At 56.1% G+C, this 26,433-nt stretch carries 22 protein-coding genes, 1 tRNA gene and 2 rRNA genes; 13 read left to right on the forward strand and 12 right to left on the reverse strand.

Translation table 11 applies throughout. The annotated features are described in order from the left end of the window. Window positions 1–34: 34 nt before the first annotated feature. The 8 genes from yhdP to CW267_RS20470 form a co-directional block, all read right to left on the reverse strand. Entirely contained in the window at window positions 35–3,832 is a 3,798-nt protein-coding gene (gene yhdP / locus CW267_RS20430; RefSeq protein ID WP_100781632.1) for an AsmA2 domain-containing protein YhdP, read from the reverse strand. A gap of 37 nt (window positions 3,833–3,869) precedes the next feature. Then, window positions 3,870–5,339, reverse strand: a complete 1,470-nt coding sequence (gene rng / locus CW267_RS20435) for a ribonuclease G (RefSeq protein ID WP_008806687.1) — start codon at window positions 5,337–5,339, stop codon at window positions 3,870–3,872. A 2-nt stretch (window positions 5,340–5,341) separates the two neighbouring features. Further along, a complete protein-coding gene (locus tag CW267_RS20440) occupies window positions 5,342–5,923 on the reverse strand; it encodes a Maf family protein (protein WP_008806688.1) in 582 nt (193 codons plus the stop codon). Window positions 5,924–5,930: 7 nt separating this feature from the next. Further along, window positions 5,931–6,419 carry a rod shape-determining protein MreD gene (mreD, locus tag CW267_RS20445; protein ID WP_008806689.1) on the reverse strand — a complete coding sequence of 163 codons (489 nt, stop codon included), beginning with the start codon at window positions 6,417–6,419 and terminating at the stop codon, window positions 5,931–5,933. Further along, a complete protein-coding gene (gene mreC, locus CW267_RS20450) occupies window positions 6,419–7,411 on the reverse strand; it encodes a rod shape-determining protein MreC (protein ID WP_008806690.1) in 993 nt (330 codons plus the stop codon). The genes mreD and mreC overlap by 1 nt, the downstream gene beginning before the upstream one ends. Before the next feature lie 70 nt (window positions 7,412–7,481). Next, window positions 7,482–8,525 (reverse strand): rod shape-determining protein MreB, encoded by a 1,044-nt coding sequence (mreB, locus tag CW267_RS20455; RefSeq protein ID WP_002918653.1) that lies wholly within the window; start codon window positions 8,523–8,525, stop codon window positions 7,482–7,484. Window positions 8,526–8,830: 305 nt separating this feature from the next. Then, window positions 8,831–10,771 carry an RNase E specificity factor CsrD gene (gene csrD / locus CW267_RS20465; protein WP_008806692.1) on the reverse strand — a complete coding sequence of 647 codons (1,941 nt, stop codon included), beginning with the start codon at window positions 10,769–10,771 and terminating at the stop codon, window positions 8,831–8,833. A gap of 79 nt (window positions 10,772–10,850) precedes the next feature. Further along, window positions 10,851–11,042 (reverse strand): hypothetical protein, encoded by a 192-nt coding sequence (locus tag CW267_RS20470; protein WP_032691257.1) that lies wholly within the window; start codon window positions 11,040–11,042, stop codon window positions 10,851–10,853. A gap of 228 nt (window positions 11,043–11,270) precedes the next feature. Here CW267_RS20470 and msrP point away from each other — a divergent pair, with 228 nt between their 5' ends. The 10 genes from msrP to fis all read left to right on the forward strand — a co-directional run bounded on the left by msrP (window position 11,271) and on the right by fis (window position 19,737). Beyond that, window positions 11,271–12,272: a protein-methionine-sulfoxide reductase catalytic subunit MsrP gene (msrP, locus tag CW267_RS20475; protein ID WP_012540448.1), complete on the forward strand. Its 1,002-nt coding sequence runs from the start codon at window positions 11,271–11,273 to the stop codon at window positions 12,270–12,272. After that, a complete protein-coding gene (msrQ, locus tag CW267_RS20480; RefSeq protein WP_012540447.1) occupies window positions 12,272–12,871 on the forward strand; it encodes a protein-methionine-sulfoxide reductase heme-binding subunit MsrQ in 600 nt (199 codons plus the stop codon). The genes msrP and msrQ overlap by 1 nt, the downstream gene beginning before the upstream one ends. A 232-nt stretch (window positions 12,872–13,103) precedes the next feature. Then, on the forward strand, window positions 13,104–13,556 hold the full coding sequence (gene aroQ, locus CW267_RS20485; protein ID WP_012540446.1) for a type II 3-dehydroquinate dehydratase: 453 nt from the start codon (window positions 13,104–13,106) through the stop codon (window positions 13,554–13,556). Between the two features lie 22 nt (window positions 13,557–13,578). After that, window positions 13,579–14,046 (forward strand): acetyl-CoA carboxylase biotin carboxyl carrier protein, encoded by a 468-nt coding sequence (gene accB, locus CW267_RS20495; RefSeq protein WP_008806696.1) that lies wholly within the window; start codon window positions 13,579–13,581, stop codon window positions 14,044–14,046. A 10-nt stretch (window positions 14,047–14,056) separates the two neighbouring features. Continuing rightward, entirely contained in the window at window positions 14,057–15,406 is a 1,350-nt protein-coding gene (accC, locus tag CW267_RS20500; protein WP_008806697.1) for an acetyl-CoA carboxylase biotin carboxylase subunit, read from the forward strand. Between the two features lie 110 nt (window positions 15,407–15,516). Next, a complete protein-coding gene (locus tag CW267_RS20505; protein ID WP_012540445.1) occupies window positions 15,517–15,759 on the forward strand; it encodes a YhdT family protein in 243 nt (80 codons plus the stop codon). Beyond that, window positions 15,749–17,200: a sodium/pantothenate symporter gene (panF, locus tag CW267_RS20510; RefSeq protein ID WP_012540444.1), complete on the forward strand. Its 1,452-nt coding sequence runs from the start codon at window positions 15,749–15,751 to the stop codon at window positions 17,198–17,200. Before CW267_RS20505 ends, panF begins: the two co-directional genes overlap by 11 nt. 11 nt (window positions 17,201–17,211) lie before the next feature. Beyond that, the gene (gene prmA / locus CW267_RS20515) at window positions 17,212–18,093 is read left to right on the forward strand and encodes a 50S ribosomal protein L11 methyltransferase (RefSeq protein ID WP_008806699.1); all 882 of its coding nucleotides are present in this window, start codon (window positions 17,212–17,214) and stop codon (window positions 18,091–18,093) included. A 357-nt stretch (window positions 18,094–18,450) separates the two neighbouring features. Beyond that, entirely contained in the window at window positions 18,451–19,416 is a 966-nt protein-coding gene (gene dusB / locus CW267_RS20520) for a tRNA dihydrouridine synthase DusB (protein WP_008806700.1), read from the forward strand. Between the two features lie 24 nt (window positions 19,417–19,440). Continuing rightward, the gene (fis, locus tag CW267_RS20525; protein ID WP_000462905.1) at window positions 19,441–19,737 is read left to right on the forward strand and encodes a DNA-binding transcriptional regulator Fis; all 297 of its coding nucleotides are present in this window, start codon (window positions 19,441–19,443) and stop codon (window positions 19,735–19,737) included. Between the two features lie 84 nt (window positions 19,738–19,821). Here fis and envR read toward each other — a convergent pair whose 3' ends face one another. Next, window positions 19,822–20,475 (reverse strand): acrEF/envCD operon transcriptional regulator, encoded by a 654-nt coding sequence (envR, locus tag CW267_RS20530; RefSeq protein ID WP_023298283.1) that lies wholly within the window; start codon window positions 20,473–20,475, stop codon window positions 19,822–19,824. A gap of 378 nt (window positions 20,476–20,853) precedes the next feature. Between envR and CW267_RS20535 the strand changes: the two genes are divergently transcribed. The 3 genes from CW267_RS20535 to CW267_RS20545 all read left to right on the forward strand — a co-directional run bounded on the left by CW267_RS20535 (window position 20,854) and on the right by CW267_RS20545 (window position 25,635). Next, entirely contained in the window at window positions 20,854–21,993 is a 1,140-nt protein-coding gene (locus CW267_RS20535) for an efflux RND transporter periplasmic adaptor subunit (protein ID WP_008806702.1), read from the forward strand. Between the two features lie 12 nt (window positions 21,994–22,005). Further along, entirely contained in the window at window positions 22,006–25,116 is a 3,111-nt protein-coding gene (locus tag CW267_RS20540) for an efflux RND transporter permease subunit (RefSeq protein WP_008806703.1), read from the forward strand. A 297-nt stretch (window positions 25,117–25,413) separates the two neighbouring features. Beyond that, window positions 25,414–25,635, forward strand: coding sequence for a membrane protein (locus CW267_RS20545; RefSeq protein WP_004206262.1), 222 nt, complete (start codon window positions 25,414–25,416; stop codon window positions 25,633–25,635). A gap of 435 nt (window positions 25,636–26,070) precedes the next feature. Here CW267_RS20545 and rrf (CW267_RS20550) read toward each other — a convergent pair. The 3 genes from rrf (CW267_RS20550) to rrf (CW267_RS20560) all read right to left on the reverse strand — a co-directional run bounded on the left by rrf (CW267_RS20550) (window position 26,071) and on the right by rrf (CW267_RS20560) (window position 26,430). Then, window positions 26,071–26,186, reverse strand: a 5S ribosomal RNA gene (gene rrf / locus CW267_RS20550). 38 nt (window positions 26,187–26,224) lie between these two features. Then, window positions 26,225–26,300 (reverse strand) — tRNA-Thr (locus tag CW267_RS20555). Between the two features lie 14 nt (window positions 26,301–26,314). After that, a 5S ribosomal RNA gene (gene rrf / locus CW267_RS20560) occupies window positions 26,315–26,430 on the reverse strand. Window positions 26,431–26,433 lie beyond the last annotated feature (3 nt).

Raw genomic sequence — 26,433 nt, forward strand, 5'->3', positions numbered from 1 at the left:
ATTGAGATTGCGGCAATTCCCGGCAATCGTCAAATCATTGCTTTTTGTTGCTACGCGCCTGGCGCAGCACCTCATTGATCTGCGGCTGGTCAATCGGACCAGTAATGCGATAGCGCAGAATCGAGACTTTGTTCCACAGCGGGCCCAGCACCTTGCTGGCGGCAAACACCGCCGCGCCGACGATAGGGTTGACGGCAAAAGCCGCCGCCACGCCGACGGTCGCAGAGATCTCCGGCGCCACCACCGCCTGCAGATCCAGCCGGCGACGCACCAAATCGACCGAACCTTTCATGGCAATATCCGCTTCCAGGCCATCCACCAGCGTATCGTCGGTATGCAGCACGCCATCCTTGATCCATGCCGTACTGTTAATCGAGTCGAAGTAAAAGCCCTCGCTGAAGGTATCGCTAAAGTCGAAGCGCAGCTTACGCAGCAGGGCATCAACGCTCAGCAAACGCAGCAGTTGGCCAGCGTGTCCGGTACTCAGGTCGGTAAACTGTCCCTTGCCGAGGTGGCTTTTAATGATCCCATTGAGCGATGCGACATCGGGCGACCAGGGCGGCGCGCGCCAGTGCAGATCATAGTCGATGTCAAACGGCGAATCCTTCACCGGCGTGGAAACGCCGAAGAAACTGGCAAACTCATCCGTTTTATTGCCATGCAGTTTGCCTTTCAGCGACGTGCGTACACCAGCCGGCGCGCTGACCCAGACGCCATCGGTCGTCAGTCGGCCAAACCCGGTATCCACCAGACCATTGGAGAGCGTTAAGGTATCGCCCTTAATCGCCACATCGCCGTCGATACGGCCATATTTTTGCCCCCACAGCCAGCATTCCGCACAGCGCAGCTGCAGATCGGGCCAGCCGTGGAAATCCAGCCGCGTCTCTGCCTGCGGGGCAGCGTTCTTCTCACCGGTCTGGCCATTGGCGCTGGTCGGGTTGAAATAGAGATAACGCACATTCGCCAGCCAGGGCGCATTGTCGCGCATCGTCAGGGTAGCGTTGATTTCACGCCCCTGCGCCTCGACCTGCGAGCCGCCGGCGACCGGCTGCGACATCAGACTGACGTTGTTCCACTGTTGACCGGCAAGCGCCAGCGACGGCGTACGCAGCACAATGCGCTGGGGAAAGAGTATGGTGCTGCTGACTTCATTCGCCGCCCCGTTTTGAAAGAGCGCCAGCCATTGAGCGCCATCCATCGGTGGCAAATTGAGTTCAACCCCAGGCTGGTCAGGCAGCGGAGAGAGCCCCTTGCTGTCCGAAGTAAGGATTGCCCGATCCAACGTCAGCTTATGGTTCAGCAACCAGCGGCTGTTGATATGATTCTTCGCGCCGACGGAGCCGGTCAGGTCGAAGCTGCTCAAACCGCCGGCGACGTTAATTTTGATCGGCATCGGCTCTCCAGCGGGCTTATTGACCGGCGAAGGTAAGTGACTGCTCACATTCTTGAGGTCGCCGTTGATATCAACCTTATAGCTGGCGTTACCATGGTACGGCAGTTCGATAGCGACCTTGCCCTCCCACGGCACGCTGCCGCTCAGCGACTCGTTGACGGCTTTTGGCAGCAACCCGGTATGCGATGGCTGCCAGTTGGCGTTCATCCCGACGTCCACCAGAAACGCTTTTTCGCCCTCCCGGGTGGAAAAATTGAGATTCAGCGGCTGATGAAACCAGGTCGCGCTCAACGTTTCGCTATTGAGATCGCCATTCACGAAGCTGAAATTCCCGCTCAGGTTTTGCAGAGTGGTGTCTAACGGCTTGATAAACAGACTGTTATTCTGCAGACGCACATCGCCTTTCGCGGTGGTCATTTCGCCATCTAAAGGGATGTTAAGATGTAAGCGAGCGCTCACATCCCCGTCCAGCTGCAGGGAATCCAGCGCCGCTCCCAGGGTCTCTTTCAGCGGCGTGGTGTTGAAATAAGGTCCCACCTCTTTGCCCGGGCCTTTGATATCGGCATCAATCAACAGCTTTTCAGCGGTATAGTCCGGGATCGCGGCATCGAGATTGCTGGCGGTGACATTGCCGAGCATCGCTTTATCCGCCCGCATCCACAACCCGTTATTGATGAAGTTGAGGTCGATGTTCAGCCCGGTCAGCGCCGGCCAGTCCGGCTGGAAGGCAAAAGTGGCGTTCTTCAGTGGGACATAAACCTGGAACTGCCCTTCATTATGCGGGTAAGGGAAAAGATGCGGATTGCCGCCATACACCAGCGTCGCATCGCGAGCCTGTCCGGCTTTAATCGCGCCGCTGAGATAGTCCACCAGCGCCTTGCCCATCAGGTTTTCCGGGAAGTAACGCCATGCCTGGCCACCATCATTGGTGCTGATGCCCGCCAGAATGCCCAGCCAGGGATCATCTCCCTGCGGTTGCAGATAGCGGAAGCCGCCGCGGGCGCGGACGCCCGTCGCCTGCACGTCAATATCGCGGCCATCAAGCATAAACCCTTTGTCGTTTTTCACCCAGCTGAGGGTGGCTTCGCCAGCGGCGATCTCCAGCGGGGCGCGGAAAACACCGGTATAAGGCATCAGCGCCTGCGTCATGCGGGCGCGCAGTTCCCCGTGCTCAACGCTGCCATTCAGACTGCCGGAAAAGTGTTCCGCTCCCGGCAGGAGTTTCCACTGCTTCCATGCCAGATCGCTCCACTGCGCCTGAAAGCGCGTTTTCTCCGTCGCCTGCAGGGGAATATCGAGCGCCAGCAGGTTGATTTTGCCGCTGGGCTGCGTGGTGCGCCAGAGCTCGCCCAGGGAAGGCGCCAGCTTATCGGCGAAGGGCTGTAATCCGCTGAGGCCGCTGAGGGTTAAGTTGCTGGCTCGAATGCGTAATTCATCGCTACGCTGATGGCCGTCGCCACCGACGTCCTGCGCCGGGATCCAGGCCATCGCCAGCGCGCCGCTTGGCCAGGGTTTATCGTCGATAGCGATCCGCGTATCGGGAATGTAGAAGCCCCAGCTCTGCTTGTCATGGGAGAGATGCGCCGTCAGGTTATCCACTGACAGGTGATGCACCTCGTCATCCCCCTGCCAGCTGGCGCCCCCTTTTTTCAGCCATACGTCACCGCTGGCCACATCGCCTTTTTCAATGGTCATCCAACCTTCAAGGCTGAAGCGGGCGCTCTTCAGAGCGATATTGTCCTGCATCCAGCGGCCGAGCCACGGTTTGACGTCAATATCGTCAGCCTGTAGCCAGACTCGCCCTTTATTCAGCAGGCCATTCTCATCGCGGAGATCCATCCGCACCTGCATCACGCCATGCTGGCCGGTGAGACTGGAGAGGCTAAGCTGCCCCTCGGCGCGGTGACGGTTCCTGCCGTTAAGCCAGGTAAGCTGCGGGACTGCCAGCTCCGCCCGCTGACCGGAAATGGTCAGGAAGCTCAGATGGCTGTCGCGCAGGGTAAAGTGGTCGAACTGACGTAAAAAGAGATCGCTGATGCGGTCGGTTTTCAGGCTTTCGCCGCCGTCATTGGTCTGAATAGGGGTGTTGGTATGAACCTGCAGCTGCCAGAAGGTAAGATCGCGGAACTGCCAGCGCATATGCAGCAAACTCTGCCAGACGTCCAGCGCCAGGGTCACGCGCTTCACCGCCATTTTGCCGCCGTCTTTCAGCCCGACCTGAATATCACGGACATCTAACGTCGGACCAAAATTTTGCCAGCTGGCGGTGATCTGCGAGGCATCCACCGGCGTGCCGGTAAGTGTGGAAATCTTCTCCAGCAGCTGCGGACGCCAGGCGTCAAGCTGCGGCAACACGAGACGCAAGCCACTCACCAGCAGCGCGACGATAACAATCAATGTTGCCACGGTGAGCAATAAAATCCCGGGCAGTCGCCTCACGCCTCTCTCCTTGTCAGCCGCACAATGACGCGGTGTCTTACATCATAACCACATCGAACTGCTCTTGATTATAGAGCGGCTCAATTTGTACCTTGACCTGCTTACCGACAAAGATTTCCACTTCCGCCAGCGCGTGCGACTCTTCCCCTTTCAGGGTTTCCGCCACCGCAGGGGAAGCATAGACCAGGAAGCGATCGGAATCATAAGCATGATGCACGCGGACGATCTCACGCATAATCTCATAGCATACCGTTTCAACCGACTTTACCGTTCCGCGTCCGTGGCAGGTCGGGCACTCGTTGCACAGCACATGCTCCACGCTTTCACGCGTGCGCTTGCGGGTCATCTCCACCAGTCCCAGCTGCGAGAAGCCATTGATGCTGGTTTTCACCCGATCTTTACTCAGCGCCTGCTCTAAGGAGTGCAGTACCCGTCGACGATGGTCTTCATTGTTCATGTCAATGAAATCAATGATGATAATACCGCCGAGGTTACGCAAACGTAGCTGGCGGGCTATCGCCTGGGTGGCTTCGATATTGGTATTGAAGATAGTATCGTCAAGATTCCGGTGCCCGACAAACGCCCCGGTATTGATATCAATGGTAGTCATCGCCTCGGTCTGGTCGATGATCAGGTAGCCCCCGGACTTCAGCTCAACCTTACGCTCCAGCGCGCGCTGAATTTCGTTCTCCACGTCAAAGAGATCGAAAATCGGCTGGCGACCGCTGTAGTGTTCCAGCTTGCTGGTCATTTCCGGGATATATTCAGCGGTGAACTCAAGTAACGCCTCGTAGGTCAGGCGAGAGTCGACGCGAATACGGTCGAGATGCGCATCGGCAAAATCACGCAGCACGCGCTGAGCCAGGGCCAGCTCGCCGTACAGCTGATAACGGGTCTGATTGCGCTTTTTGCGCTCCATCACCTTGGTCCAGACGCGCTTCAGATAGGCGGCATCGGCGGCCATTTCCTGCTCGTGAACCCCTTCCGCAGCGGTGCGAATGATAAATCCGCCCTGCTCGTCGCAGTAATCTGCGACAACCTTTTTCAACCGCTCACGCTCGGCTTCGCTTTCAATGCGTTGGGATACTCCCACATGGGAGGCGCCTGGCATAAACACCAGATAACGGGAAGGCAGGGTGATATCCGTGGTCAGACGCGCGCCTTTGGTGCCCAGCGGATCTTTGACCACCTGGACCATCAGGTCCTGGCCCTGGCGCACCAGCTCCGAAATATCGCGTACGGTAAACTGCTTTTGCTCCTCACCGGCGACACATTCGGTATGCGGCATGATATCGGAGGCGTGGAGGAACGCCGCCTTATCGAGACCAATATCTACAAAAGCCGCCTGCATTCCCGGCAGCACTCGGCTAACACGACCTTTGTAGATATTGCCTACTATTCCGCGTCGCGCTTCACGCTCAATATGGATTTCCTGCAGAATACCGCCATCGATATACGCGACGCGCGTTTCGGATGGCGTTACGTTAACTAATAATTCAGCCGTCATCTTTATCCCTTTTCTTTACGCAGTGAGTTAAAGTTACTGAGCAACTCATACGTTTCCACCAGCGGTAAGCCGACTACGGCGTGATAGCTGCCATTAATCTTCCTGACGAAGCAACCACCCAACCCTTGAATACCGTATGCACCTGCTTTATCTAAAGGCTCGCCGCTGGCCACATATTCGGCGATATCCTGCTCGCTAAGCAGCCGGAAGGTCACGTCCGTGACCACCAGACAGTCCAGCGTCTGCTGCGTATCTGCCAGCGCCACCGCCGTCATTACCTGATGCGTTTGGCCGGAAAGCAGACGCAGCATTGCTGCAGCGTGTTCAGCGTCGCGCGGTTTCTCCAGCACTTCGCCGTTAAGAATGACAATCGTATCCGCCCCCAGCACCGGCAAATCGCGCGATGCCATCGCCACTCCGGCCTGCGCTTTTTCGCGCGCCAGGCGGACAACATAATGCTCGGCGCTCTCCTGCGGCTGGCGCTGTTCCTCAATACCGGGAACCAGACGCTCGAAAGTGAGACCAAGCTGAGTCAGCAGTTCCTGCCGACGCGGGGAACCAGAAGCAAGATACAGAGTTGTCATATCAACCTTATTGCACTGCAAATTGCTGACGCACTTTGCGCATCAGCAGGAAGAGCCATGGCCAGAGGACACCGTTTACTACACTACTCCAGAATACTTCCGGACGGAAAGAGACGTTGATCACTAAAAACTCTGCCCAGAAAACAATGATATCCACGGCCAGGGATAACAGCATGACCACCAGCGCTTGTTGCCACAGCGCCAGGTTACGGAACAGCTGATATTTCAGCGCGACCAGATAGGCGATAATGCTTAAGGACAGCGCGCGAACGCCCAGCGTCGAGCCGCTAATGAGATCAAGAATAGCCCCCATCACGAAGCCCGTCCCCACGTTCACCCGATGCGGCAGGGCGAGGATCCAGTACAGCAGGATCAATAATACCCAGTTGGGCCGGAAAACACTGATGTCCGCCGGCCAGGGCATAATTTGCAGCAATAGCGCGATAAGAAACGAGAGCCAGATAACCCAGCGTCCCTGGCTACGATAACTTGCCACTATTGCCCCCCTGCAGGCAGAGACGGCTGCGATGGCGTCAGCCCGGTGGCTGGCGCCGGCATCTGCGGCCCCATGGCATCCGGCGCAGGCAGCACCTGCGGCATCATCTGCATCAGGCGCTCGTTAGCCACGCGATGGACCTCTTCCGGGGTCATCGGGTTGGCGCCATTGCGATCGGCGCCCCACAGCAGCAGCAGATAGCGCAAGCGCTGCAGCCCGGCCGTCGGACGCGCCTGAATCACGGTGTAGGCGCGCTGAGTGTCCAGCTTCACCGAGGAGACCACCCCGACCGGATACCCTTCCGGGAAGCGGCCACCGAGACCAGAGGTCACCAGCACATCGCCGACGCGAATATCGGTATTCGCCGGCAGATGCTCAAGCTGGAGATCGTCAGTACAGCCGTTACCGGCGGCAATCACGCGAATGTCGTTACGCAGGACCTGGATCGGCAGCGCATGGGTGGCATCGCAGATCAGCAGCACCCGGCTGGTCATTTTCGCCACAGCCACGACCTGCCCCACTACGCCTTTATCGCTGATAACCGGCTGGCCTTCGTAAACACCGTTCACGCTGCCCTTATCAATAACCACCTGATCGCTGTAGGGGTCGTTGACCGTTGAGATGACCTGCGTCACCATTTTTTGTTCGTCCTGGCGCAGCGGCGAGCCAAGCAGTTCACGCAGACGCGCGTTCTCTTGCTTGTACTGGCCCAGCATCAGCAGATCGCTGTTTTTCAGCAACAGTTCCTGACGCAGCGCGCGGTTTTCCAGTTCGAGCTGATCGCGGGTCGCCAGCGTTTGCGATACGCTGTCGAGGAGTTCCCGGGGACCATTAGAGACAAAGTAGAAAGGGCTGACGGCTGTATCCATGTACGTTCTGATTTGACTGAACGTACCCAAGCGGCTGTCGGCGATAATGACGCCAAGCGCCACCAGCACCGCCAGAATAAGGCGAATCTGTAGCGAGGGGCCACGGCTAAAAATTGGCTTCATAGGCTATGCGTATTCTCGTGTCAGTAAAGACCAGGGGCAGCCGCTAAGCCACCCCAGACCTTCAGGCTGACTACTCTTCGCTAAACAGGTCGCCGCCGTGCATGTCGATCATTTCCAGCGCCTTGCCGCCGCCACGCGCTACGCAGGTCAGCGGATCTTCAGCAACCACGACTGGAATACCGGTTTCTTCCATTAACAGACGGTCCAGGTTGCGCAGCAGCGCACCACCGCCGGTAAGAACCATCCCGCGCTCGGAGATATCAGAAGCCAGTTCCGGCGGGCACTGCTCCAGAGCAACCATGACCGCACTCACGATGCCGGTCAGCGGCTCCTGCAGCGCTTCAAGAATTTCGTTGGAATTCAGGGTAAAGCCGCGTGGTACGCCTTCCGCCAGGTTACGGCCGCGAACTTCGATTTCACGCACTTCATCGCCCGGGTAAGCCGAACCGATTTCGTGTTTGATACGCTCAGCGGTCGCTTCACCGATCAGGGAGCCGTAGTTACGACGCACGTAATTAATCACGGCTTCGTCGAAACGGTCGCCGCCGATACGCACGGAAGAAGAGTAGACCACGCCGTTCAGGGAAATAACCGCGACTTCGGTAGTACCGCCGCCGATATCGACAACCATAGAACCGGTCGCTTCAGAAACCGGTAAGCCTGCGCCAATCGCTGCCGCCATCGGCTCTTCGATCAGGAAGACTTCACGAGCGCCAGCGCCCTGCGCGGATTCACGGATCGCACGACGCTCAACCTGGGTGGCGCCAACCGGTACGCACACCAGCACGCGCGGGCTCGGGCGCATAAAGCTGTTGCTGTGCACTTGTTTGATAAAGTGCTGCAGCATCTTTTCCGTCACGAAGAAGTCAGCGATGACGCCGTCCTTCATCGGGCGAATCGCCGCGATATTACCCGGGGTACGGCCGAGCATCTGCTTCGCTTCATGACCTACGGCGGCGACGCTTTTCGGCGATCCGGCACGATCCTGACGAATGGCCACCACGGAAGGCTCATTCAATACGATGCCTTGTCCTTTTACGTAAATAAGGGTATTCGCGGTACCCAGGTCAATGGACAGGTCATTGGAAAACATGCCACGAAATTTTTTTAACATACTAAGGGATAATCCTGAAAGCTGGGGCGGAAAACAAAATCCGCTTACTTTACCAACCACACGCAGCAGCGACAAGGCGCAAAAATCACCTGCTGCGGTGAAAATTAGTGCAGTTCATTTCCTTTGTTACAAATTTTTCCGACTCCGTTCATTGCTGAAATCTTCAGCAGCGCTCCACGCCTGAATTTGTAACCTGTCAAAGGAGGGTCACTGGCATTTACATTGCGATGATCCGGCGAGTAGACAAGCACACCCCCTTCACGATGGCGCGCGTTATTCTACGTGAAATCACGCTAAACGGCAGATCAAACCGAGTATCTTTGCGAATATTTTTTCACATTTGTGTCAAGTGGCTGTGAGGCCGCAAAAAATTCCCCCTGACCGCCTGTGACACCGCATTGGGACAGCACTAACCACTCGCTGCGGCTGCGTACGCCCGTCGCAAAAACTTGCATAGGCATGCCTTTGCAGGCTTCCACCAGACTTTGCACCAGCAGCTGGTTCTCACTGCGCTTTTCAATGTTGCGCGCCAGCCCAGGATGCAGTTTGATCAACTCCGCATCCAGCTGCTTGATCCAGCTGGTTCCCACCAGGGTTAGTCCCGCCTGAACGACCGCCACCCGAACGCCCAGGGCGTTAACCAACCGCATAACCGGCTGCAGACGGCCGATATATTGACAAACATCTGCCTCCGCAAGTTCAAAAATAATCCGCTGACGCTGCGATTTTTCACACTGCATTAAGGCATCGCGCAGCCAGCGCTGAAAACGGGGACGGATCAGCGACTCCACCGACAGCTGTAACGCCAGGTTTTCTTCAGGCCAGAAGCCTAAAAATGGCAGCAGGCGCGTCACCTGCAGGCGGTCATACTCCTCCGCCAGACCAAACTGCAGCACCATCGGCATGTACTCGGCGGCGATCACCTCTTCTTTACCGTCGTACATCCGCGACATCAGTTCACGGTGATGCACCCGGCCATCGCGGGTAACGGCAGGTTTTTGGTACAACCGCGGTCCCCCGCGGCTCAGCATCTGTTCGATCAGCGTCCGCCAGCGAACGTTGCCGCGACCTTTCTCAGGAAGGGTGTCATCGTAAACCGACCAACTATTGCTACCCTGCAGCACCGCGTTGCGCGTTGCCGCTTCCGCGTGCTCCATCACCTGCGCTGTCGATTGCCCGCTGCGGAAAGCACAGATCCCGATATGCATCATATCGTCGCGATCGAGAATGCGCGTCGGCGGCAGTGCGTCCATGGCCTTCAGCAACAGCCCGGCGATACTATCTGCCTCTTTTAACGTGCGGTGCGGCAGCAGCACGGCGAAGTCGCTACGGTGATAGCGCGCCAGTAGCGCGCCGGGATAACGCATAATAAAGGTAGAGAGCAGGTTGATAAGCGTGAAGTAATGCTCTTCGGCGGCCGCCCGTCCCCAGTTGTCCCGTAGCAGATCGAACTCCGGCAGACGGATCATCATGACGATGCCGTAGGCGCCCACTTTCTCCTGGTCTTCCAGCAGCGTGGCCAGCTGATTATCAAAGAACAGGCGGTTATTCAGGCCCGTTTTAGAATCCTGTGCCGCATAGGAGCGAATCAGCGTATCCATACGGCTGCGCTGATCGCTGGCGAATTGCAGCTCCGACAGCAGCATATCCAGCGCGCTGCTGGTGCTGGCTGGCCATTCATAGACCGATCCACGCACCTGCGGCCCGCGCTCGCCGCTCAGGATGCGCGTGGAACGCAGCTCAAGCAGCTCCTGACCAGCCAGCTGGCGGCGGATCCAGCGGACGGCGAAGAAAATAATCACCACCATAAAGCCGATGGAGATCGACAACGGGGCCGTGATCGACAGCGAGCGGAAATAGTTCACCATTGGGTCAACGTAGACCAGATGCAGAGTGATACCGGGGTGTTTAAGCGACGGGACCGTGATCTCACGGAATTGCTCATGGCTGCCAAGCGGGCGGTAGCTGTCGGTTCGGGAGTGGCTGTAGAGTGGTTTGCCGTTAAGCATGAAATCGATATGCACGATCTCGATCGGCGTCATCAGCTCATCCAGCTGCGGCTCAAGCTGATCAAAAGAGGTGGTGATGAGCCGGTTATCCAGCATGGTCGCCACCGCCTGAACCCGGTTTTCGACCTTGTTCTCAATGCCGTTATAAAAACTCAGCGAAGCGCCAATCAGCGTGACAAAGATGGTCAGGCTAGTTAGCAGCGTGATAAAGGCTGAGAACTTCGTCGTTAATCGCATCCCTGTGTTAACTCCGCGAGTGAATGACTGCCCGATGAACCATCAGGCTCCCGTGCTGGCGCGCGCCTTGCCGCTAGCATTAACCTTTTAAAGCGCGACGCATACTATCAAAGATGGCGAGTCTGGCAATGGAATGCGTATTATCGGCGAAAGTATGCCGATAGCGAGTATAGTCGGCAGAAAAAATTTGCCAATCATTGCCCGCCTGCGGCCTGCGCCAGAAGCGCTTTAATTTTAGACGCAGGATGGCAAACCCGCGCCAGCGACGCAAATTATTACCGGTTTACCGTTTGGCCTGCTTGCCGCCCTCTTTTCCCTGCTAAAGATGCCGGGTCATGCGCGGTAAAGGAAACGTCTTGCGCCACTTTCCGATGATTCCTGGACGACCGCGCCTCTGCTTCGGCGGCGGCTCCTCATCCTAATCTGCAATTTTTCGTGACATATTCGCGATAAATCGTCGTCTCCGTCATGCTTAGGGAAACGCATGACGGAGGACACCATGAAAAGAAAAAAACTGACGGAAGCCGACGTCACGGCCGAATCCGTTTTTATGCTCAAGCGGCGCCAGGTGCTGAAAATGTTGGGTATCAGCGCGACGGCGCTTTCGCTTCCCGCCGCCGCGCAGGCCGATCTGCTGGACTGGTTTAAAGGAAATGACCGCCCGCCGGCCCCGGCGGGCAAGGCCCTGGACTTTGCTAAACCCGCCGAGTGGCAGGCTAATCTGACGCTCACCCCGGAAGATAAGGTCGCCGGTTACAATAACTTTTATGAATTCGGCCTCGATAAAGCCGACCCGGCGGCGAACGCAGGTAGCCTGCGCACCGATCCCTGGACACTGACCATCGGCGGTGAAGTGGCGAAGCCGCTGACCCTTGACCATGACGATCTGACCAAACGCTTTCCGCTGGAGGAGCGCATTTACCGTATGCGCTGCGTGGAGGCCTGGTCGATGGTCGTTCCCTGGGTCGGTTTCCCGCTGCATAAACTGTTGGCGCTGGTGGAACCCACCAGCAACGCACGCTATGTCGCCTTCAAAACCCTTTACGCCCCGGATCAAATGCCCGGGCAGAAAGATCGTTTTATCGGCGGGGGACTTGCTTATCCTTACGTGGAAGGGTTGCGACTTGACGAAGCCATGCACCCCTTGACGCTGCTTACCGTCGGCGTGTATGGCAAAGCGCTGCCGCCGCAGAACGGCGCGCCGATCCGCCTGACCGTGCCGTGGAAGTACGGTTTTAAAGGCATTAAATCCATCGTCAGCATTGAGCTGACGCGCGAGCAGCCGCCGACCACCTGGAATCTGGCGGCGCCGGACGAATACGGCTTCTTTGCCAACGTTAATCCCCATGTCGATCATCCCCGCTGGTCGCAGGCCAGCGAGCGGTTCATCGGATCAGGCGGTGTGCTCGATGTGAAACGTCAGCCGACGTTGCTGTTTAACGGCTATGCCGACGAGGTGGCCTCACTGTATCGCGGTATGAACTTGCGGGAGAACTTCTAGTGCGTTTCACCGTCAAACAGATCGCGTGGTTGAAAGTCTTCCTCCACCTGGCGGGGTTTTTACCGCTGGTCTGGTTGTTCTGGGCCGGGCATCAGGGCTACTTTAGCGCCGATCCGGCCAAGGATATCCAGCACTTTACCGGCAGGATGGCGCTTAAATTTCTGCTGGCGACTCTGCTGGTCGCCCCGCTGGCGCGCTATGCGAAGCAGCCATTATTGATTCGCATTCGCCGCCTGTTAGGTTTATGGTGTTTTGCCTGGGCGACGCTGCACCTGACCAGCTACACCTTGCTGGAGCTGGGCATTAACAATCTGGCGCTGCTGGGCTCGGAGATTATCAATCGCCCCTATCTGACGTTAGGCATGATCTGCTGGGTGATCCTGCTGGCGCTGGCGGCGACTTCGACGCAGGCGATGCAGCGAAAACTGGGCCGTCGTTGGCAACTTTTGCACAATTTCGTCTATCTGGTGGCGATCCTCGCGCCGATTCACTACCTGTGGTCAGTGAAGATCGTCTCGCCGCAGCCCATCATTTATGCCCTGCTGGCGGTGGTGCTTTTGGCATGCCGTTATAAGAAGTTCCGCCAGTGGTGGCGCTGAATCCGGTAATGTGCAGTTTCCCGCAGATCTTTTATCAACCGCGACTCTTTTTACGATAGCGGTTGATAATCTTCCCTGATAAGACCAGTATTTAGCTGCCAATTGCTACGAAATCGTTATAATGTGCGACTTTGGTTTTCCTGACGGGGTTTTCTGACCCTGAAAAGGTGACAAGGGCGCATTGAAGGTATATGTTGTTTTTTACCCGAAGATGGCAGGAGATCGCCACACGATGGCTGACAAGTTTCACATTTTGCTTTTGAATGGTCCAAACATTAACATGCTCGGTACCCGCGAGCCTGATAAGTATGGCACCCTCTCGCTGGCTGAAATTGTTAACCGTTTAACATCTGAGGCGGCGGCGCTGAATGTGAGCCTGGATCACCTGCAGTCCAACGCGGAGTATGCGTTAATCGACCGAATTCATCAGGCTAAAGACAACGTGGACTATATCCTGATTAATCCGGCCGCGTTCGCGCATACCAGCGTAGCAATCCGTGACGCGTTGCTTGCCGTGAACATCCCGTTTATCGAGATTCACTTGAGCAACGTGCATGCACGCGAACCCTTCCGCCAGCACTCATACCTGTCAGATGTCGCCGCTGGCGTCATTTGCGGACTGGGGGCGGACGGCTATTCATACGCTTTACAGACGGCGGTAAAACGCCTGTCACAATCACACTAAACAAAGAGTACGGAACCCACTCATGGATATTCGTAAGATTAAAAAACTGATCGAGCTGGTTGAAGAATCAGGTATCTCCGAACTGGAAATTTCTGAAGGCGAAGAGTCTGTTCGCATCAGCCGCTCTGCACCGGTCGCAAGCTATCCGGTTATGCAGCAGGCTTATGCTGCGCCGATGATGCAGCCTCAGGCGCCTGCCGCCGCGGCTGCCGCACCAGCTGCTGCAGCTGAAGCGCCGGCAAAAGCGGAAATCAGTGGTCACATCGTACGTTCCCCGATGGTTGGTACTTTCTATCGTACGCCAAGCCCGGACGCGAAAGCGTTTGTGGAAGTTGGCCAGAAAGTTAACGTGGGCGACACCCTGTGCATCGTCGAAGCGATGAAAATGATGAACCAGATCGAAGCCGACAAAGCCGGCGTGGTGAAAGCCATTCTGATCGAAAGCGGCCAACCGGTAGAATTCGACGAGCCGCTGGTAGTTATCGAGTAACGAGGCGAACATGCTGGATAAAATTGTCATCGCTAACCGTGGCGAGATCGCATTGCGCATCCTGCGTGCCTGTAAAGAACTGGGCATCAAGACCGTCGCTGTGCACTCCACCGCGGATCGCGATCTAAAACACGTATTGTTAGCGGATGAGACGGTCTGTATTGGCCCGGCTCCGTCCGTAAAAAGCTATCTCAACATCCCGGCTATCATCAGCGCGGCGGAAATCACCGGCGCGATAGCGATTCACCCGGGTTATGGTTTCCTCTCCGAGAACGCCAACTTTGCCGAGCAGGTTGAGCGCTCCGGCTTTATCTTCATCGGTCCGAAAGCCGACACTATCCGCCTGATGGGCGACAAAGTGTCCGCAATCACCGCGATGAAGAAAGCCGGCGTCCCGACCGTTCCAGGTTCTGACGGCCCGCTGACCGACGATATGGACGCTAACCGCGCCCATGCCAAACGCATTGGCTATCCGGTGATCATCAAGGCCTCCGGCGGCGGCGGCGGTCGCGGTATGCGCGTTGTGCGTAGCGACGCCGAACTGGCGCAGTCTATCTCCATGACCAAAGCGGAAGCGAAAGCGGCTTTCAATAACGACATGGTCTACATGGAGAAATACCTGGAAAATCCTCGCCACATCGAGATCCAGGTACTGGCGGACGGTCAGGGTAACGCTATCTATCTGGCAGAGCGTGACTGCTCCATGCAGCGTCGCCACCAGAAAGTGGTCGAGGAAGCGCCGGCGCCGGGCATCACCCCGGAACTGCGTCGCTACATCGGCGAACGTTGCGCGAAAGCCTGTGTGGATATCGGCTACCGCGGAGCGGGCACCTTCGAGTTCCTGTTCGAAAACGGCGAGTTCTACTTCATTGAAATGAACACCCGTATTCAGGTAGAACACCCGGTTACCGAAATGATCACCGGCGTTGACCTGATCAAAGAGCAGCTGCGTATTGCAGCTGGCCAGCCGCTGTCCATCAAGCAGGATGAAGTGGTCGTCAGAGGCCATGCGGTGGAATGCCGTATCAACGCCGAAGACCCGAACACCTTCCTGCCGAGCCCGGGTAAAATTACCCGCTTCCACGCGCCGGGCGGTTTTGGCGTGCGCTGGGAGTCTCATATCTACGCCGGTTACACCGTACCGCCGTACTATGACTCCATGATCGGTAAACTGATCTGCTACGGCGAAAGCCGTGACGTGGCGATTGCCCGCATGAAGAATGCGCTGCAGGAGCTGATCATCGATGGCATCAAAACCAACGTCGATCTGCAGATGCGCATTATGAGCGACGAGAACTTCCAGCATGGTGGCACTAACATCCACTATCTGGAGAAAAAGCTCGGACTGCAGGAAAAATAATCCTGTATTTGCTGCAAAAGGCCGGTTAATCCGGCCTTTTTTCTTTTTCTCTCCCCTCGACTTTTCCATGCGGTACAATCCCCGCTTTCTTCATCCTCAAGGGACAAAAAATGGACAAACGCTTTGTTCAGGCCCATAAAGAAGCGCGCTGGGCGCTGTGGCTGACCCTTCTCTATCTTGCCGCCTGGCTGGCGGCGGCCTATCTGCCGGGCGTCAGTATCGGTTTTACCGGCCTGCCCCACTGGTTTGAAATGGCCTGCCTGCTGGTGCCGCTGCTGTTTATACTGCTGTGCTGGGCGATGGTGCGCTTTATCTTCCGTGATATCTCTCTGGAGGATAACGATGCAGCTTGAGATTATCGTGGTGCTGATCGCTTATCTGTTTGTGGTCTTCGGGCTGTCGATTTACGCGATGCGTAAACGCAGCACCGGGAACTTCCTTAGCGAGTATTTCCTCGGCAGTCGATCGATGGGGGGGTTTGTATTAGCCATGACCCTCACCGCCACCTATATTAGCGCCAGCTCGTTTATAGGCGGCCCCGGCGCCGCCTATAAATATGGGCTGGGTTGGGTACTGCTGGCGATGATCCAGGTACCGACGATCTGGCTCTCTCTCGGGATCCTCGGCAAGAAGTTCGCGATCCTGGCGCGACGCTACAATGCTATTACCCTTAACGATATGCTGCAGGCGCGCTACCAAAGCCGCGCGGTGGTATGGATTGCCAGCGTCAGCCTGCTGGTGGCCTTTGTCGGGGCCATCGCGGTGCAGTTTATTGGCGGCGCGCGCCTGCTGGAAACCGCTGCCGGGATCAAGTACGAAACCGGTCTGCTGATCTTTGGGATCACCATCGCGCTGTATACCGCTTTCGGCGGCTTCCGCGCCAGCGTACTCAACGATACGATGCAGGGAATGGTGATGTTGATCGGGACGATCGTCCTGCTGGTTGGTGTCGTCCATGCTGCCGGCGGCCTGCATCAGGCGGTGGACACACTGCAGCGGATCGACCCACAGCTGGTGTCGCCGCACGGTGCGGATGATATCCTGTCCCCCACCTTTATGACCTCGTTCTGGGTGCTGGTTTGCTTCGGCGTTATCGGCCTGCCGCATACCGCCGTACGCTGTATCTCCTATAAAGACAGCAAAGCCGTGCACCGCGGGATTGTCATTGGCACGATCGTCGTGGCGATTCTGATGTTCGGCATGCATCTCGCCGGCGCTCTTGGCCGCGCCGTCCTGCCGGGCCTCACCGTGCCCGATCTGGTGATCCCCACGTTGATGGTCCAGGTGCTGCCGCCGTGGGCTGCAGGACTGTTTTTAGCCGCGCCGATGGCCGCGATTATGTCGAACGTGAACGCCCATTTACTGCAGGCATCGGCTACGATCATTAAAGATCTGTGGCTCAGCGCGCAGCCAACAAAAAAACGCAATGAGCAGAAGCTCAAGCGGATCTCAACGATCGCCACCTTAGTGCTGGGTATATTAATGATGCTGGCCGCCTGGCGGCCGCCGGAAATGATTATATGGCTCAATCTGCTGGCCTTCGGCGGCCTGGAAGCGGTGTTTTTATGGCCGTTGGTGCTGGGCCTTTACTGGGAGCGAGCAAACGCTGCCGGGGCGCTCAGCGCGATGTTGGTGGGCGGCGTGCTGTATGCCGTGCTCGCGACGTTTCATATTCAGTTCCTGGGCTTCCATCCTATCGTGCCCTCGCTACTGCTAAGTTTGTTGGCTTTTGTCGTCGGGAACCGTTTCGGCCAACCCGTCCCGCCAGCCCCTGTGATGACTACTGATAAATAAAGAGTTTTGCTATGCCATGGATCCAACTGAAACTAAATACTACCGGCGCGAACGCAGAAGATCTTAGCGATGCGCTGATGGAGGCCGGATCGGTCTCCATCACCTTCCAGGATACGCACGATACGCCGGTATTTGAGCCGTTGCCCGGGGAAACCCGGCTGTGGGGCGATACCGACGTGATCGGCCTGTTCGATGCCGAAACCGATATGAAAGCGGTCGTCGCCCAACTGGAGCAGCATCCGCTGCTCGGCGCCGGCTTTGCGCATAAAATTGAACAGCTGGAAGATAAAGACTGGGAGCGCGAGTGGATGGATAACTTCCACCCGATGCGTTTCGGTGAGCGCCTGTGGATTTGTCCGAGCTGGCGCGATGTCCCCGATGAGAACGCGGTCAACGTGATGCTTGATCCGGGACTGGCTTTTGGTACCGGCACTCATCCCACTACCGCCATGTGTCTGCAGTGGCTCGACGGCCTCGACCTGCAGGGCAAAACCGTTATCGATTTTGGCTGCGGTTCCGGCATCCTGGCGATCGCCGCCCTGAAACTGGGTGCCGCTAAAGCGATCGGGATTGATATCGACCCACAGGCCATCCAGGCCAGCCGTGATAACGCCCAGCGTAACGGCGTCTCCGAGCGTCTTGAACTGTATCTGCCGCAGGATCAGCCAGAAGCCATGAAAGCCGATGTCGTGGTCGCAAACATCCTCGCGGGCCCGTTACGTGAGCTGGCCCCATTAATCAGCGTCCTGCCGGTTACAGGCGGCCTGCTGGGCCTTTCCGGCATTCTGGCAAGCCAGGCGGAAAGCGTCTGCGAAGCCTACGCCCCGCTCTTCACCCTCGACCCGGTGGTGGAGAAAGAGGAGTGGTGCCGGATCACCGGCCGGAAAAACTAAGCACAATGCGGCCTGCGGGCCGCATTTTTGTTTCCAGTAGCCACCAAATAATGCCTGGAAATGAGAGGCAGATCGCACTACAGAGTACTTTTTTGGCTACAAAAACAGCGTTTTATGCCGTCAGGTAGCGAGTTTATCTAAGAAAAATCGAGAAGTTTTACGATTTTATAAATGGACACAAATTACCCATCATCAATTAACGTAATGATTAATATAAGTATTTATTCATCGCTTTTACGCTAGTCCCGGATTCATTGATCTGCAACAGAGGATTGCTCAAAGTTTGGCCTTTCATCTCGTGCAAAAAATGCGTAATATACGCCGCCTTGCAGTCACAGTATGGTCATTTCTTAACTCATGCGCATCGGACACCACCAGCTCAGAAATCGCCTGATCGCAGCGCCCATGGCTGGCATTACTGACAGACCATTCCGGACGCTGTGCTATGAGATGGGAGCGGGTTTAACCGTTTCCGAGATGATGTCCTCTAATCCACAGGTGTGGGAGAGCGACAAGTCCCGTTTACGGATGGTGCATATTGATGAGCCCGGTATTCGTACCGTGCAAATCGCCGGTAGCGTACCGGAAGAGATGGCTGCAGCCGCGCGGATTAACGTGGAAAGTGGCGCCCAGATTATAGATATCAATATGGGATGCCCGGCGAAAAAGGTGAATCGCAAGCTTGCAGGTTCAGCCCTCTTGCAGTACCCCGAGCAGGTGAAGTCAATCCTGACGGCGGTCGTCAACGCGGTGGACGTTCCTGTGACTCTCAAGATTCGCACCGGTTGGGAACCGGAACACCGTAACTGCGTAGAGATTGCCCAACTGGCCGAAGAGTGTGGCATTCAGGCTCTGACTATTCACGGACGCACCCGCGCCTGCTTGTTTAACGGAGACGCTGAGTACGACAGTATTCGGGCAGTTAAGCAGAAAGTTTCCATTCCGATTATCGCGAATGGTGACATTACTGACCCGCTTAAAGCCAGAGCTGTGCTCGACTATACAGGGGCTGATGCCCTGATGATAGGCCGTGCAGCTCAGGGAAGACCCTGGATCTTTCGGGAAATCCAGCATTATCTGGACACTGGAGAGCTGCTGCCCCCGCTGCCACTGGCAGAGGTTAAGCGCTTGCTTTGTGCGCACGTTCGGGAATTGCATGACTTTTACGGTCAGGCAAAAGGGTACCGAATCGCGCGTAAACACGTCTCCTGGTATCTTCAGGAACATGCTCCAGATGACCAGTTTCGGCGCACATTCAACGCCATTGAGGATGCCAGCGAACAGCTGGAGGCGTTGGAGGCATACTTCGAAAATTTTGCGTAATAGAAATAAAGAGCTGACAGAACTATGTTCGAACAACGCGTAAATTCTGACGTACTGACCGTTTCTACCGTTAACTCTCAGGATCAGGTAACTCAAAAACCCCTGCGTGACTCGGTTAAACAGGCACTGAAGAACTATTTTGCTCAACTGAACGGTCAGGATGTGAATGACCTGTATGAGCTGGTACTGGCTGAAGTTGAACAGCCCCTGTTGGACATGGTGATGCAATACACCCGTGGTAACCAGACCCGCGCAGCCCTGATGATGGGCATCAACCGCGGTACACTGCGTAAAAAACTGAAAAAATACGGCATGAACTGATACTAGTCAGTTGCTTGCTTGATATAAAAGGCGCTCTTCGGCATGGGGAAGCGCCTTTTTTATTATCTGCGCCGACAGAACACATTACTGATTCACTACCCGCAGTACAGGCTCCTGCGATAAACGAGCAACACAGACCACCGCCATAATATTATCCACCAGCGCAGGTGCCTGCTGATACAGATCGAAGCGTTGCGGTTCAAGCAGCCAGTTTTTAATCAAGCCGGAAAAGGCGCTATGTAAAACAATTAATATCACGTCGATATTTGTTTCGGCTGGCAATATATTGTTACGCACACAGCGCTGCAGAATGCCGCCAATAACGGAATAGTTAAATCCAATGCGTTGGCGAATTTCGCTCTCCGATAACATATCGCTGGCAAACTCACAGCGTTGATAAAGGATTTGCATCAGGGCACGCTGGCGAGGATTCTCAGCAATATAGCGCAGGCCAGCAATAAATCGCTGGCGCAAATCTTTTAAGGGCTCCTGCTCATTCCTTGTCGCCAGGTTTTGCTGAATCAAATCCCTGAGCGGTGGCTGCTGCTGCCACATCTCATTAAACAACTCGGTCTTACTGGCAAAATGCCAGTATACGGCACCGCGAGTCACCCCCGCCGCATCAGCGATATCCGTCAGGGTCGTATTGGTCACCCCCCGCAGGGCGAACTGCTGGATCGCGGACTCAATCAGGAGCTGCCGCGTGCGCAGCGCCTCCTCTTTGGTTTTTCTCGCCATATAAGATCTCAGTTCCCGATTAACAGGCAATATAGATTTTTCTGAAGATCCCTTAATCTAACATTCGGTGCACAATATTATTTAGCAAAAATGCAGACAAGCTAATTCTGATGTAGAAAACCAACGAATCACCTTAATGAATATTAATAGCCAACTCATTCATTAAAACAATGTCTGTTTATTATGTTTTACAATTAAGATAAATAGTAAAAACAGATCGGCCATTTTTTTGTTTTTGCGTGCCTTGCTGATTGCTTAAAAATAAGTATCTCTTACATCCAATGGCGTTTATTTGTAGGATGGCAAACTGCTTTTTGATTCCCTCTTTCTTTCACAGATTCGCCGCCGAATTTGGCTCGTAATCTATAAGGAACCGCAATGACAACTCACGCCAGAGTGACACTTTTATCCGGTTTAATTATCTCTGCCTTGTTGCTTACCGGCTGCGATAATTCGGGCAACCCGCAACCCCATGCACAGGCGCCGCAGGTGACGGTCCATGTCGTGAACAGTGCGCCGTTGTCGGTCACCACCGAACTGCCAGGCCGCACCTCTGCTTTTCGCGTGGCGGAAGTCCGCCCCCAGGTGAGCGGTATCATCCTGAAGCGTAACTTTGTTGAAGGAAGTGATGTCGAAGCAGGTCAGTCGCTCTATCAGATCGATCCGGCAACCTATCAGGCCGCCTGGAACAGCGCGAAAGGCGATGAGGCCAAGGCCGAAGCCGCAGCCGCCATCGCCCATTTGACGGTGAAACGCTACGTTCCACTGCTGGGTACCAAATATATCAGCCAGCAGGAATACGATCAGGCGGTGGCCACTGCACGCCAGGCCGACGCCGACGTCATCGCCACCAAAGCCGCCGTAGACACCGCCCGTATCAACCTGGCCTACACCAAAGTGACCTCCCCCATAAGCGGGCGCATCGGCAAATCGAGCGTCACCGAGGGCGCGCTGGTCACCAACGGTCAGTCGGATGCCCTGGCCACCGTCCAGCAGCTCGACCCCATCTATGTCGACGTGACGGAGTCCAGCAATGACTTTATGCGCCTTAAGCAGGAAAGCCTGCAGCGCGGCGGTGATACAAAAAGCGTTGAGCTGGTGATGGAGAACGGCCAGGCCTATCCGCTTAAAGGGTCGCTGCAGTTCTCTGACGTCACTGTCGATGAAAGCACGGGCTCTATCACGCTACGCGCTATCTTCCCTAACCCGCAGCATGCCCTGCTGCCGGGGATGTTCGTCCGTGCTCGCATAGACGAAGGTGTCGATCCACAGGCCATCCTGGTGCCGCAGCAGGGAGTGACCCGCACGCCGCGGGGCGATGCCTCCGTGATGTTGGTGAATGACAAAAACCAGGTTGAAACCCGGGAAGTGGTCGCGACTCAGGCCGTTGGCGATAAATGGCTCATCACCAGCGGGCTGAAGCCGGGCGATAAAGTGATTGTCAGCGGCTTACAGAAAGTCCGTCCAGGCGTCACCGTCAAAGCGGAAGCGGAGCGTGCGGCACCGGCCGCACAATAAGGATACTCAGCCATGTCTAAGTTTTTTATCCATCGACCGGTCTTCGCCTGGGTGCTGGCCATCATTATGATGATTGCCGGCGGCCTGGCCATCCTGCAGCTACCGATAGCGCAGTATCCGACGATTGCGCCCCCTGCGGTGGCGATCTCCGCCACCTACCCGGGTGCGGATGCCCAAACCGTGCAGGATACGGTCACTCAGGTTATCGAACAGAATATGAACGGTATCGACAACCTGATGTATATGTCGTCAACCAGCGACTCCGCTGGCTCGGTAACCATTACGCTCACCTTTAAGTCCGGCACCGATCCGGATATCGCCCAGGTGCAGGTGCAAAACAAACTGCAGTTGGCTACGCCGCTGCTGCCTCAGGAAGTACAGCAGCAAGGGATTAGCGTCGAAAAATCCAGCAGCAGCTTCCTGCTGGTTGCCGGCTTTATCTCTGATAACCCGGCCACCACCCAGGACGATATTTCTGACTATGTCGCCTCCAACGTGAAAGACCCTATCAGCCGCCTCAACGGCGTGGGCGATGTGCAGCTGTTCGGCGCGCAGTACGCCATGCGCGTCTGGCTGGACGGCAATTTGCTGAATAAATACAACCTCACGCCGGTCGACGTCATCAATGCGCTGAAGGTTCAGAACGATCAGATCGCCGCGGGTCAGTTGGGCGGTACGCCGGCGCTGAAAGGTCAGCAACTGAACGCGTCGATCATCGCTCAGACGCGGCTTAAAGATCCGCAGGAGTTTGGCAAGGTTACACTCCGGGTCAATGCCGATGGTTCGGTCGTCCATCTGAAAGACGTCGCCCGCATTGAGCTGGGGGGAGAAAACTACAACGTCGTCGCGAGAATTAACGGTAAACCCGCCTCTGGTCTGGGTATTAAGCTTGCGACCGGCGCCAACGCGCTGGATACTGCCACCGCGATTAAAGCGAAGCTGGCCGAGCTACAGCCCTACTTCCCTCAGGGGATGAAGGTTGTCTATCCGTACGATACGACCCCTTTCGTCAAAATATCCATCCACGAAGTGGTTAAAACGCTCTTTGAGGCAATTATCCTCGTCTTTCTTGTCATGTATCTGTTTCTGCAGAACATGCGCGCAACGCTCATTCCGACGATTGCCGTTCCTGTCGTGCTGTTGGGTACCTTTGCGGTACTGTCGATGTTTGGCTACTCCATCAACACCCTGACGATGTTTGGCATGGTCCTGGCGATAGGCCTGTTGGTCGATGACGCCATCGTGGTGGTGGAAAACGTCGAACGTGTAATGGTTGAGGAGAAGCTCTCGCCAAAAGAAGCGACAGAAAAGTCGATGTCGCAGATCCAGGGGGCGCTGGTGGGTATCGCCATGGTGCTCTCTGCGGTATTCGTCCCGATGGCCTTTTTCGGCGGCTCGACTGGCGCGATTTATCGTCAGTTTTCGATCACTATCGTCTCCGCCATGGCGCTCTCCGTGCTGGTTGCGCTGGTACTGACGCCGGCGCTCTGCGCCACGTTGTTGAAGCCAGCCTCAGCCGAACACCATGAGAAAAAAGGATTTTTCGGCTGGTTTAACGCCCGCTTTGACCAGAGCGTCAATCACTATACCAACAGCGTTAGCGGCATTCTGCGTGGAACAGGCCGTTATCTGGTGATCTACCTGGTGATAGTCGTGGGGATGGCCGTGTTGTTCATGCGTTTGCCCACGTCCTTTCTGCCCGACGAGGATCAAGGCGTCTTCCTGACCATGATCCAGCTGCCTTCCGGCGCGACCCAGGAGCGCACGCAGAAGGTGCTGGATACCGTAACCGACTACTATCTGCATAACGAGAAGGCCAATGTTGAAAGCGTCTTTACCGTTAACGGCTTCAGCTTCAGCGGCCAGGGGCAAAACTCCGGCATGGCGTTTGTCAGCCTGAAACCCTGGGAAGCGCGTAGCGGTGATGAAAACAACGTTGAGTCGATTATTAAACGGGCCACCGTGGCCTTCAGCCAGATAAAAGACGCCATGGTTTTCCCGTTCAACATGCCGGCCATTATTGAGCTGGGTACCGCCACCGGCTTCGACTTTGAGCTGATCGACCAGGGTGGACTTGGCCATACCGCCCTGACCCAGGCGCGAAACCAACTGCTCGGTATGGTGAAACAGCATCCGGATCAGCTGGTCCGGGTACGGCCCAATGGGCTGGAAGATACGCCGCAGTTCAAACTGGATGTCGATCAGGAAAAAGCGCAGGCGCTGGGCGTATCCCTCTCCGATATCAATGAAACGATATCCGCGGCGCTGGGGGGGTACTACGTCAATGACTTTATCGACCGCGGCCGCGTGAAAAAAGTGTACGTCCAGGCTGATGCCCATTTCCGTATGCTGCCGAGCGACATTAACAACATGTACGTTCGTAGCGCCAACGGCGAAATGGTTCCGTTCTCCGCCTTTGTCACTTCACGCTGGATCTATGGCTCGCCGCGTCTGGAGCGCTACAACGGCTTGCCGTCCATGGAGATCCTCGGTGAAGCCTCGCCAGGAAAAAGTACCGGGGAAGCCATGGCCCTGATGGAACAACTGGCCAGTAAACTGCCGAGCGGCATCGGTTACGACTGGACCGGGATGTCTTACCAGGAACGGCTCTCCGGCAACCAGGCGCCTGCACTTTATGCCATCTCATTGATAGTCGTCTTCCTGTGCCTGGCAGCGCTGTATGAGAGCTGGTCGATCCCCTTCTCAGTCATGTTAGTGGTTCCACTGGGGGTCATTGGCGCGCTGTTAGCCGCCACGCTGCGTGGGCTGAATAATGACGTTTACTTCCAGGTCGGTCTTTTGACTACGATCGGTTTGTCGGCAAAGAATGCGATCCTGATCGTTGAGTTCGCCAAGGATCTGATGGAGAAAGAAGGGAAAGGGATCATTGAGGCCACGCTGGAGGCATCGCGGATGCGTCTGCGCCCTATTCTTATGACATCTCTGGCTTTTATCCTCGGGGTTATGCCGCTGGTGATTAGCCATGGTGCCGGTAGCGGGGCTCAGAATGCAGTGGGCACCGGCGTGATGGGCGGGATGCTTACCGCGACACTGCTGGCGATTTTCTTTGTCCCGGTGTTCTTCGTGGTCGTTAGGCGACGCTTTACCCGGCACGCTGAATAATTCGGCTATGTCTTGAAGGCGCCCCCTCCGGGCGCTTTTTTTTGCATGGAATATTGGTCGCCAGCTAAACTAAACTCCCCGCAGTCTGGCAACCGCCATCGCACGCAGCATCGCTGAATCACAATCTTTCTCTCCATCTTTTCTGCATATTCCCGGGCTTATCTTCACGATATTTACGCGGCTCATAAATTGAGATGATTTCGGCATCCGGGCCGGACAATCCGCGGTGATAAAATAAGCCATTCCGTTCTGCACTGGCTCTCAGTACAACCCTGCGGATTATCCAGAGGTAATATCATGAAAAAGTATTTAATCGTGGCGCTGCTGGCATCTCTGCTGGCAGGCTGTGCCCATGACTCTCCTTGCGTGCCGGTTTATGACTCGCAAGGCCGCTTAGTCCACACCAATACCTGTATGAAAGGCACAACAGAAGACAACTGGGACACCGCAGGTGCGATCGCCGGGGGGGCCGCCGCGGTAGCCGGCCTCACGTTAGGGATCGTCGCGCTGACTCGTTAGCAACTCCGCTCCACAAATGCTCAGCCTGGAGGCGTTCCCTTCGGCTCAGTCGCCAGAAAGACAAAAGGCCCAGTCACACGACTGGGCCTTTCATTTACGTTGATATGACCGCTGCTTTCCCCAGAGGCGGTGCTGCGCACCTTTTCCGGGCTACGGGGTCTGTAGCCCCGGTAAGCGCAGCGCCACCGGGGGAGCTGGCGGCGCGTCTGGCCGCAAAAAACAAAAAAGCCCGGTCTTCCGCTGAGCCTTTCGTTTTATTTGATGCCTGGGAATGATGGCGGGCGTCCTGCCCGCTACCCTCCGGCCGTTGCTGCGCAACGTTCAAATCCGCTCCCGGCGGATTTGTCCTGCTCCGGAGAGCGCTCATCGTCAAACAACAGATATAACAAAAACAAAAGGCCCAGTCTTTCGACTGGGCCTTTTGTTTTATTTGATGCCTGGCGATTCCCTACTCTCACATGGGGAGACCCCACACTACCATCGGCGCTACGACGTTTCACTTCTGAGTTCGGCATGGGGTCAGGTGGGACCGCCGCGCTATTGTCGCCAGGCAAATTCTTTACAACGTGCCGAACTTTAACCTAAAAAGTGGTGCTGATACCCAGAGTCGAACTGGGGACCTCACCCTTACCAAGGGTGCGCTCTACCAACTGAGCCATATCAGCACGCTAAATTTGATGCCTGGCAGTTCCCTACTCTCACATGGGGAGACCCCACACTACCATCGGCGCTACGGCGTTTCACTTCTGAGTTCGGCATGGGGTCAGGTGGGACCACCGCGCTATCGCCGCCAGGCAA

Source organism: Klebsiella sp. X1-16S-Nf21 (assembly GCF_002837615.1).
Taxonomy (GTDB): Bacteria; Pseudomonadota; Gammaproteobacteria; order Enterobacterales; family Enterobacteriaceae; genus Klebsiella; species Klebsiella variicola.

Bases quoted from the DNA above. Each gene is read 5' to 3' on its own strand.
- csrD (WP_008806692.1), bottom strand. From the start codon at position 10,771: ATGCGATTAACGACGAAGTTCTCAGCCTTTATCACGCTGCTAACTAGC.
- CW267_RS20440 (WP_008806688.1), bottom strand. From the start codon at position 5,923: ATGACAACTCTGTATCTTGCTTCTGGTTCCCCGCGTCGGCAGGAACTG.
- aroQ (WP_012540446.1), top strand. From the start codon at position 13,104: ATGGCTGACAAGTTTCACATTTTGCTTTTGAATGGTCCAAACATTAAC.
- accC (WP_008806697.1), top strand. From the start codon at position 14,057: ATGCTGGATAAAATTGTCATCGCTAACCGTGGCGAGATCGCATTGCGC.
- accB (WP_008806696.1), top strand. From the start codon at position 13,579: ATGGATATTCGTAAGATTAAAAAACTGATCGAGCTGGTTGAAGAATCA.
- mreB (WP_002918653.1), bottom strand. From the start codon at position 8,525: ATGTTAAAAAAATTTCGTGGCATGTTTTCCAATGACCTGTCCATTGAC.
- panF (WP_012540444.1), top strand. From the start codon at position 15,749: ATGCAGCTTGAGATTATCGTGGTGCTGATCGCTTATCTGTTTGTGGTC.
- dusB (WP_008806700.1), top strand. From the start codon at position 18,451: ATGCGCATCGGACACCACCAGCTCAGAAATCGCCTGATCGCAGCGCCC.
- prmA (WP_008806699.1), top strand. From the start codon at position 17,212: ATGCCATGGATCCAACTGAAACTAAATACTACCGGCGCGAACGCAGAA.
- mreC (WP_008806690.1), bottom strand. From the start codon at position 7,411: ATGAAGCCAATTTTTAGCCGTGGCCCCTCGCTACAGATTCGCCTTATT.
- msrP (WP_012540448.1), top strand. From the start codon at position 11,271: ATGAAAAGAAAAAAACTGACGGAAGCCGACGTCACGGCCGAATCCGTT.
- CW267_RS20505 (WP_012540445.1), top strand. From the start codon at position 15,517: ATGGACAAACGCTTTGTTCAGGCCCATAAAGAAGCGCGCTGGGCGCTG.
- CW267_RS20540 (WP_008806703.1), top strand. From the start codon at position 22,006: ATGTCTAAGTTTTTTATCCATCGACCGGTCTTCGCCTGGGTGCTGGCC.
- fis (WP_000462905.1), top strand. From the start codon at position 19,441: ATGTTCGAACAACGCGTAAATTCTGACGTACTGACCGTTTCTACCGTT.
- CW267_RS20545 (WP_004206262.1), top strand. From the start codon at position 25,414: ATGAAAAAGTATTTAATCGTGGCGCTGCTGGCATCTCTGCTGGCAGGC.
- CW267_RS20535 (WP_008806702.1), top strand. From the start codon at position 20,854: ATGACAACTCACGCCAGAGTGACACTTTTATCCGGTTTAATTATCTCT.
- rng (WP_008806687.1), bottom strand. From the start codon at position 5,339: ATGACGGCTGAATTATTAGTTAACGTAACGCCATCCGAAACGCGCGTC.
- envR (WP_023298283.1), bottom strand. From the start codon at position 20,475: ATGGCGAGAAAAACCAAAGAGGAGGCGCTGCGCACGCGGCAGCTCCTG.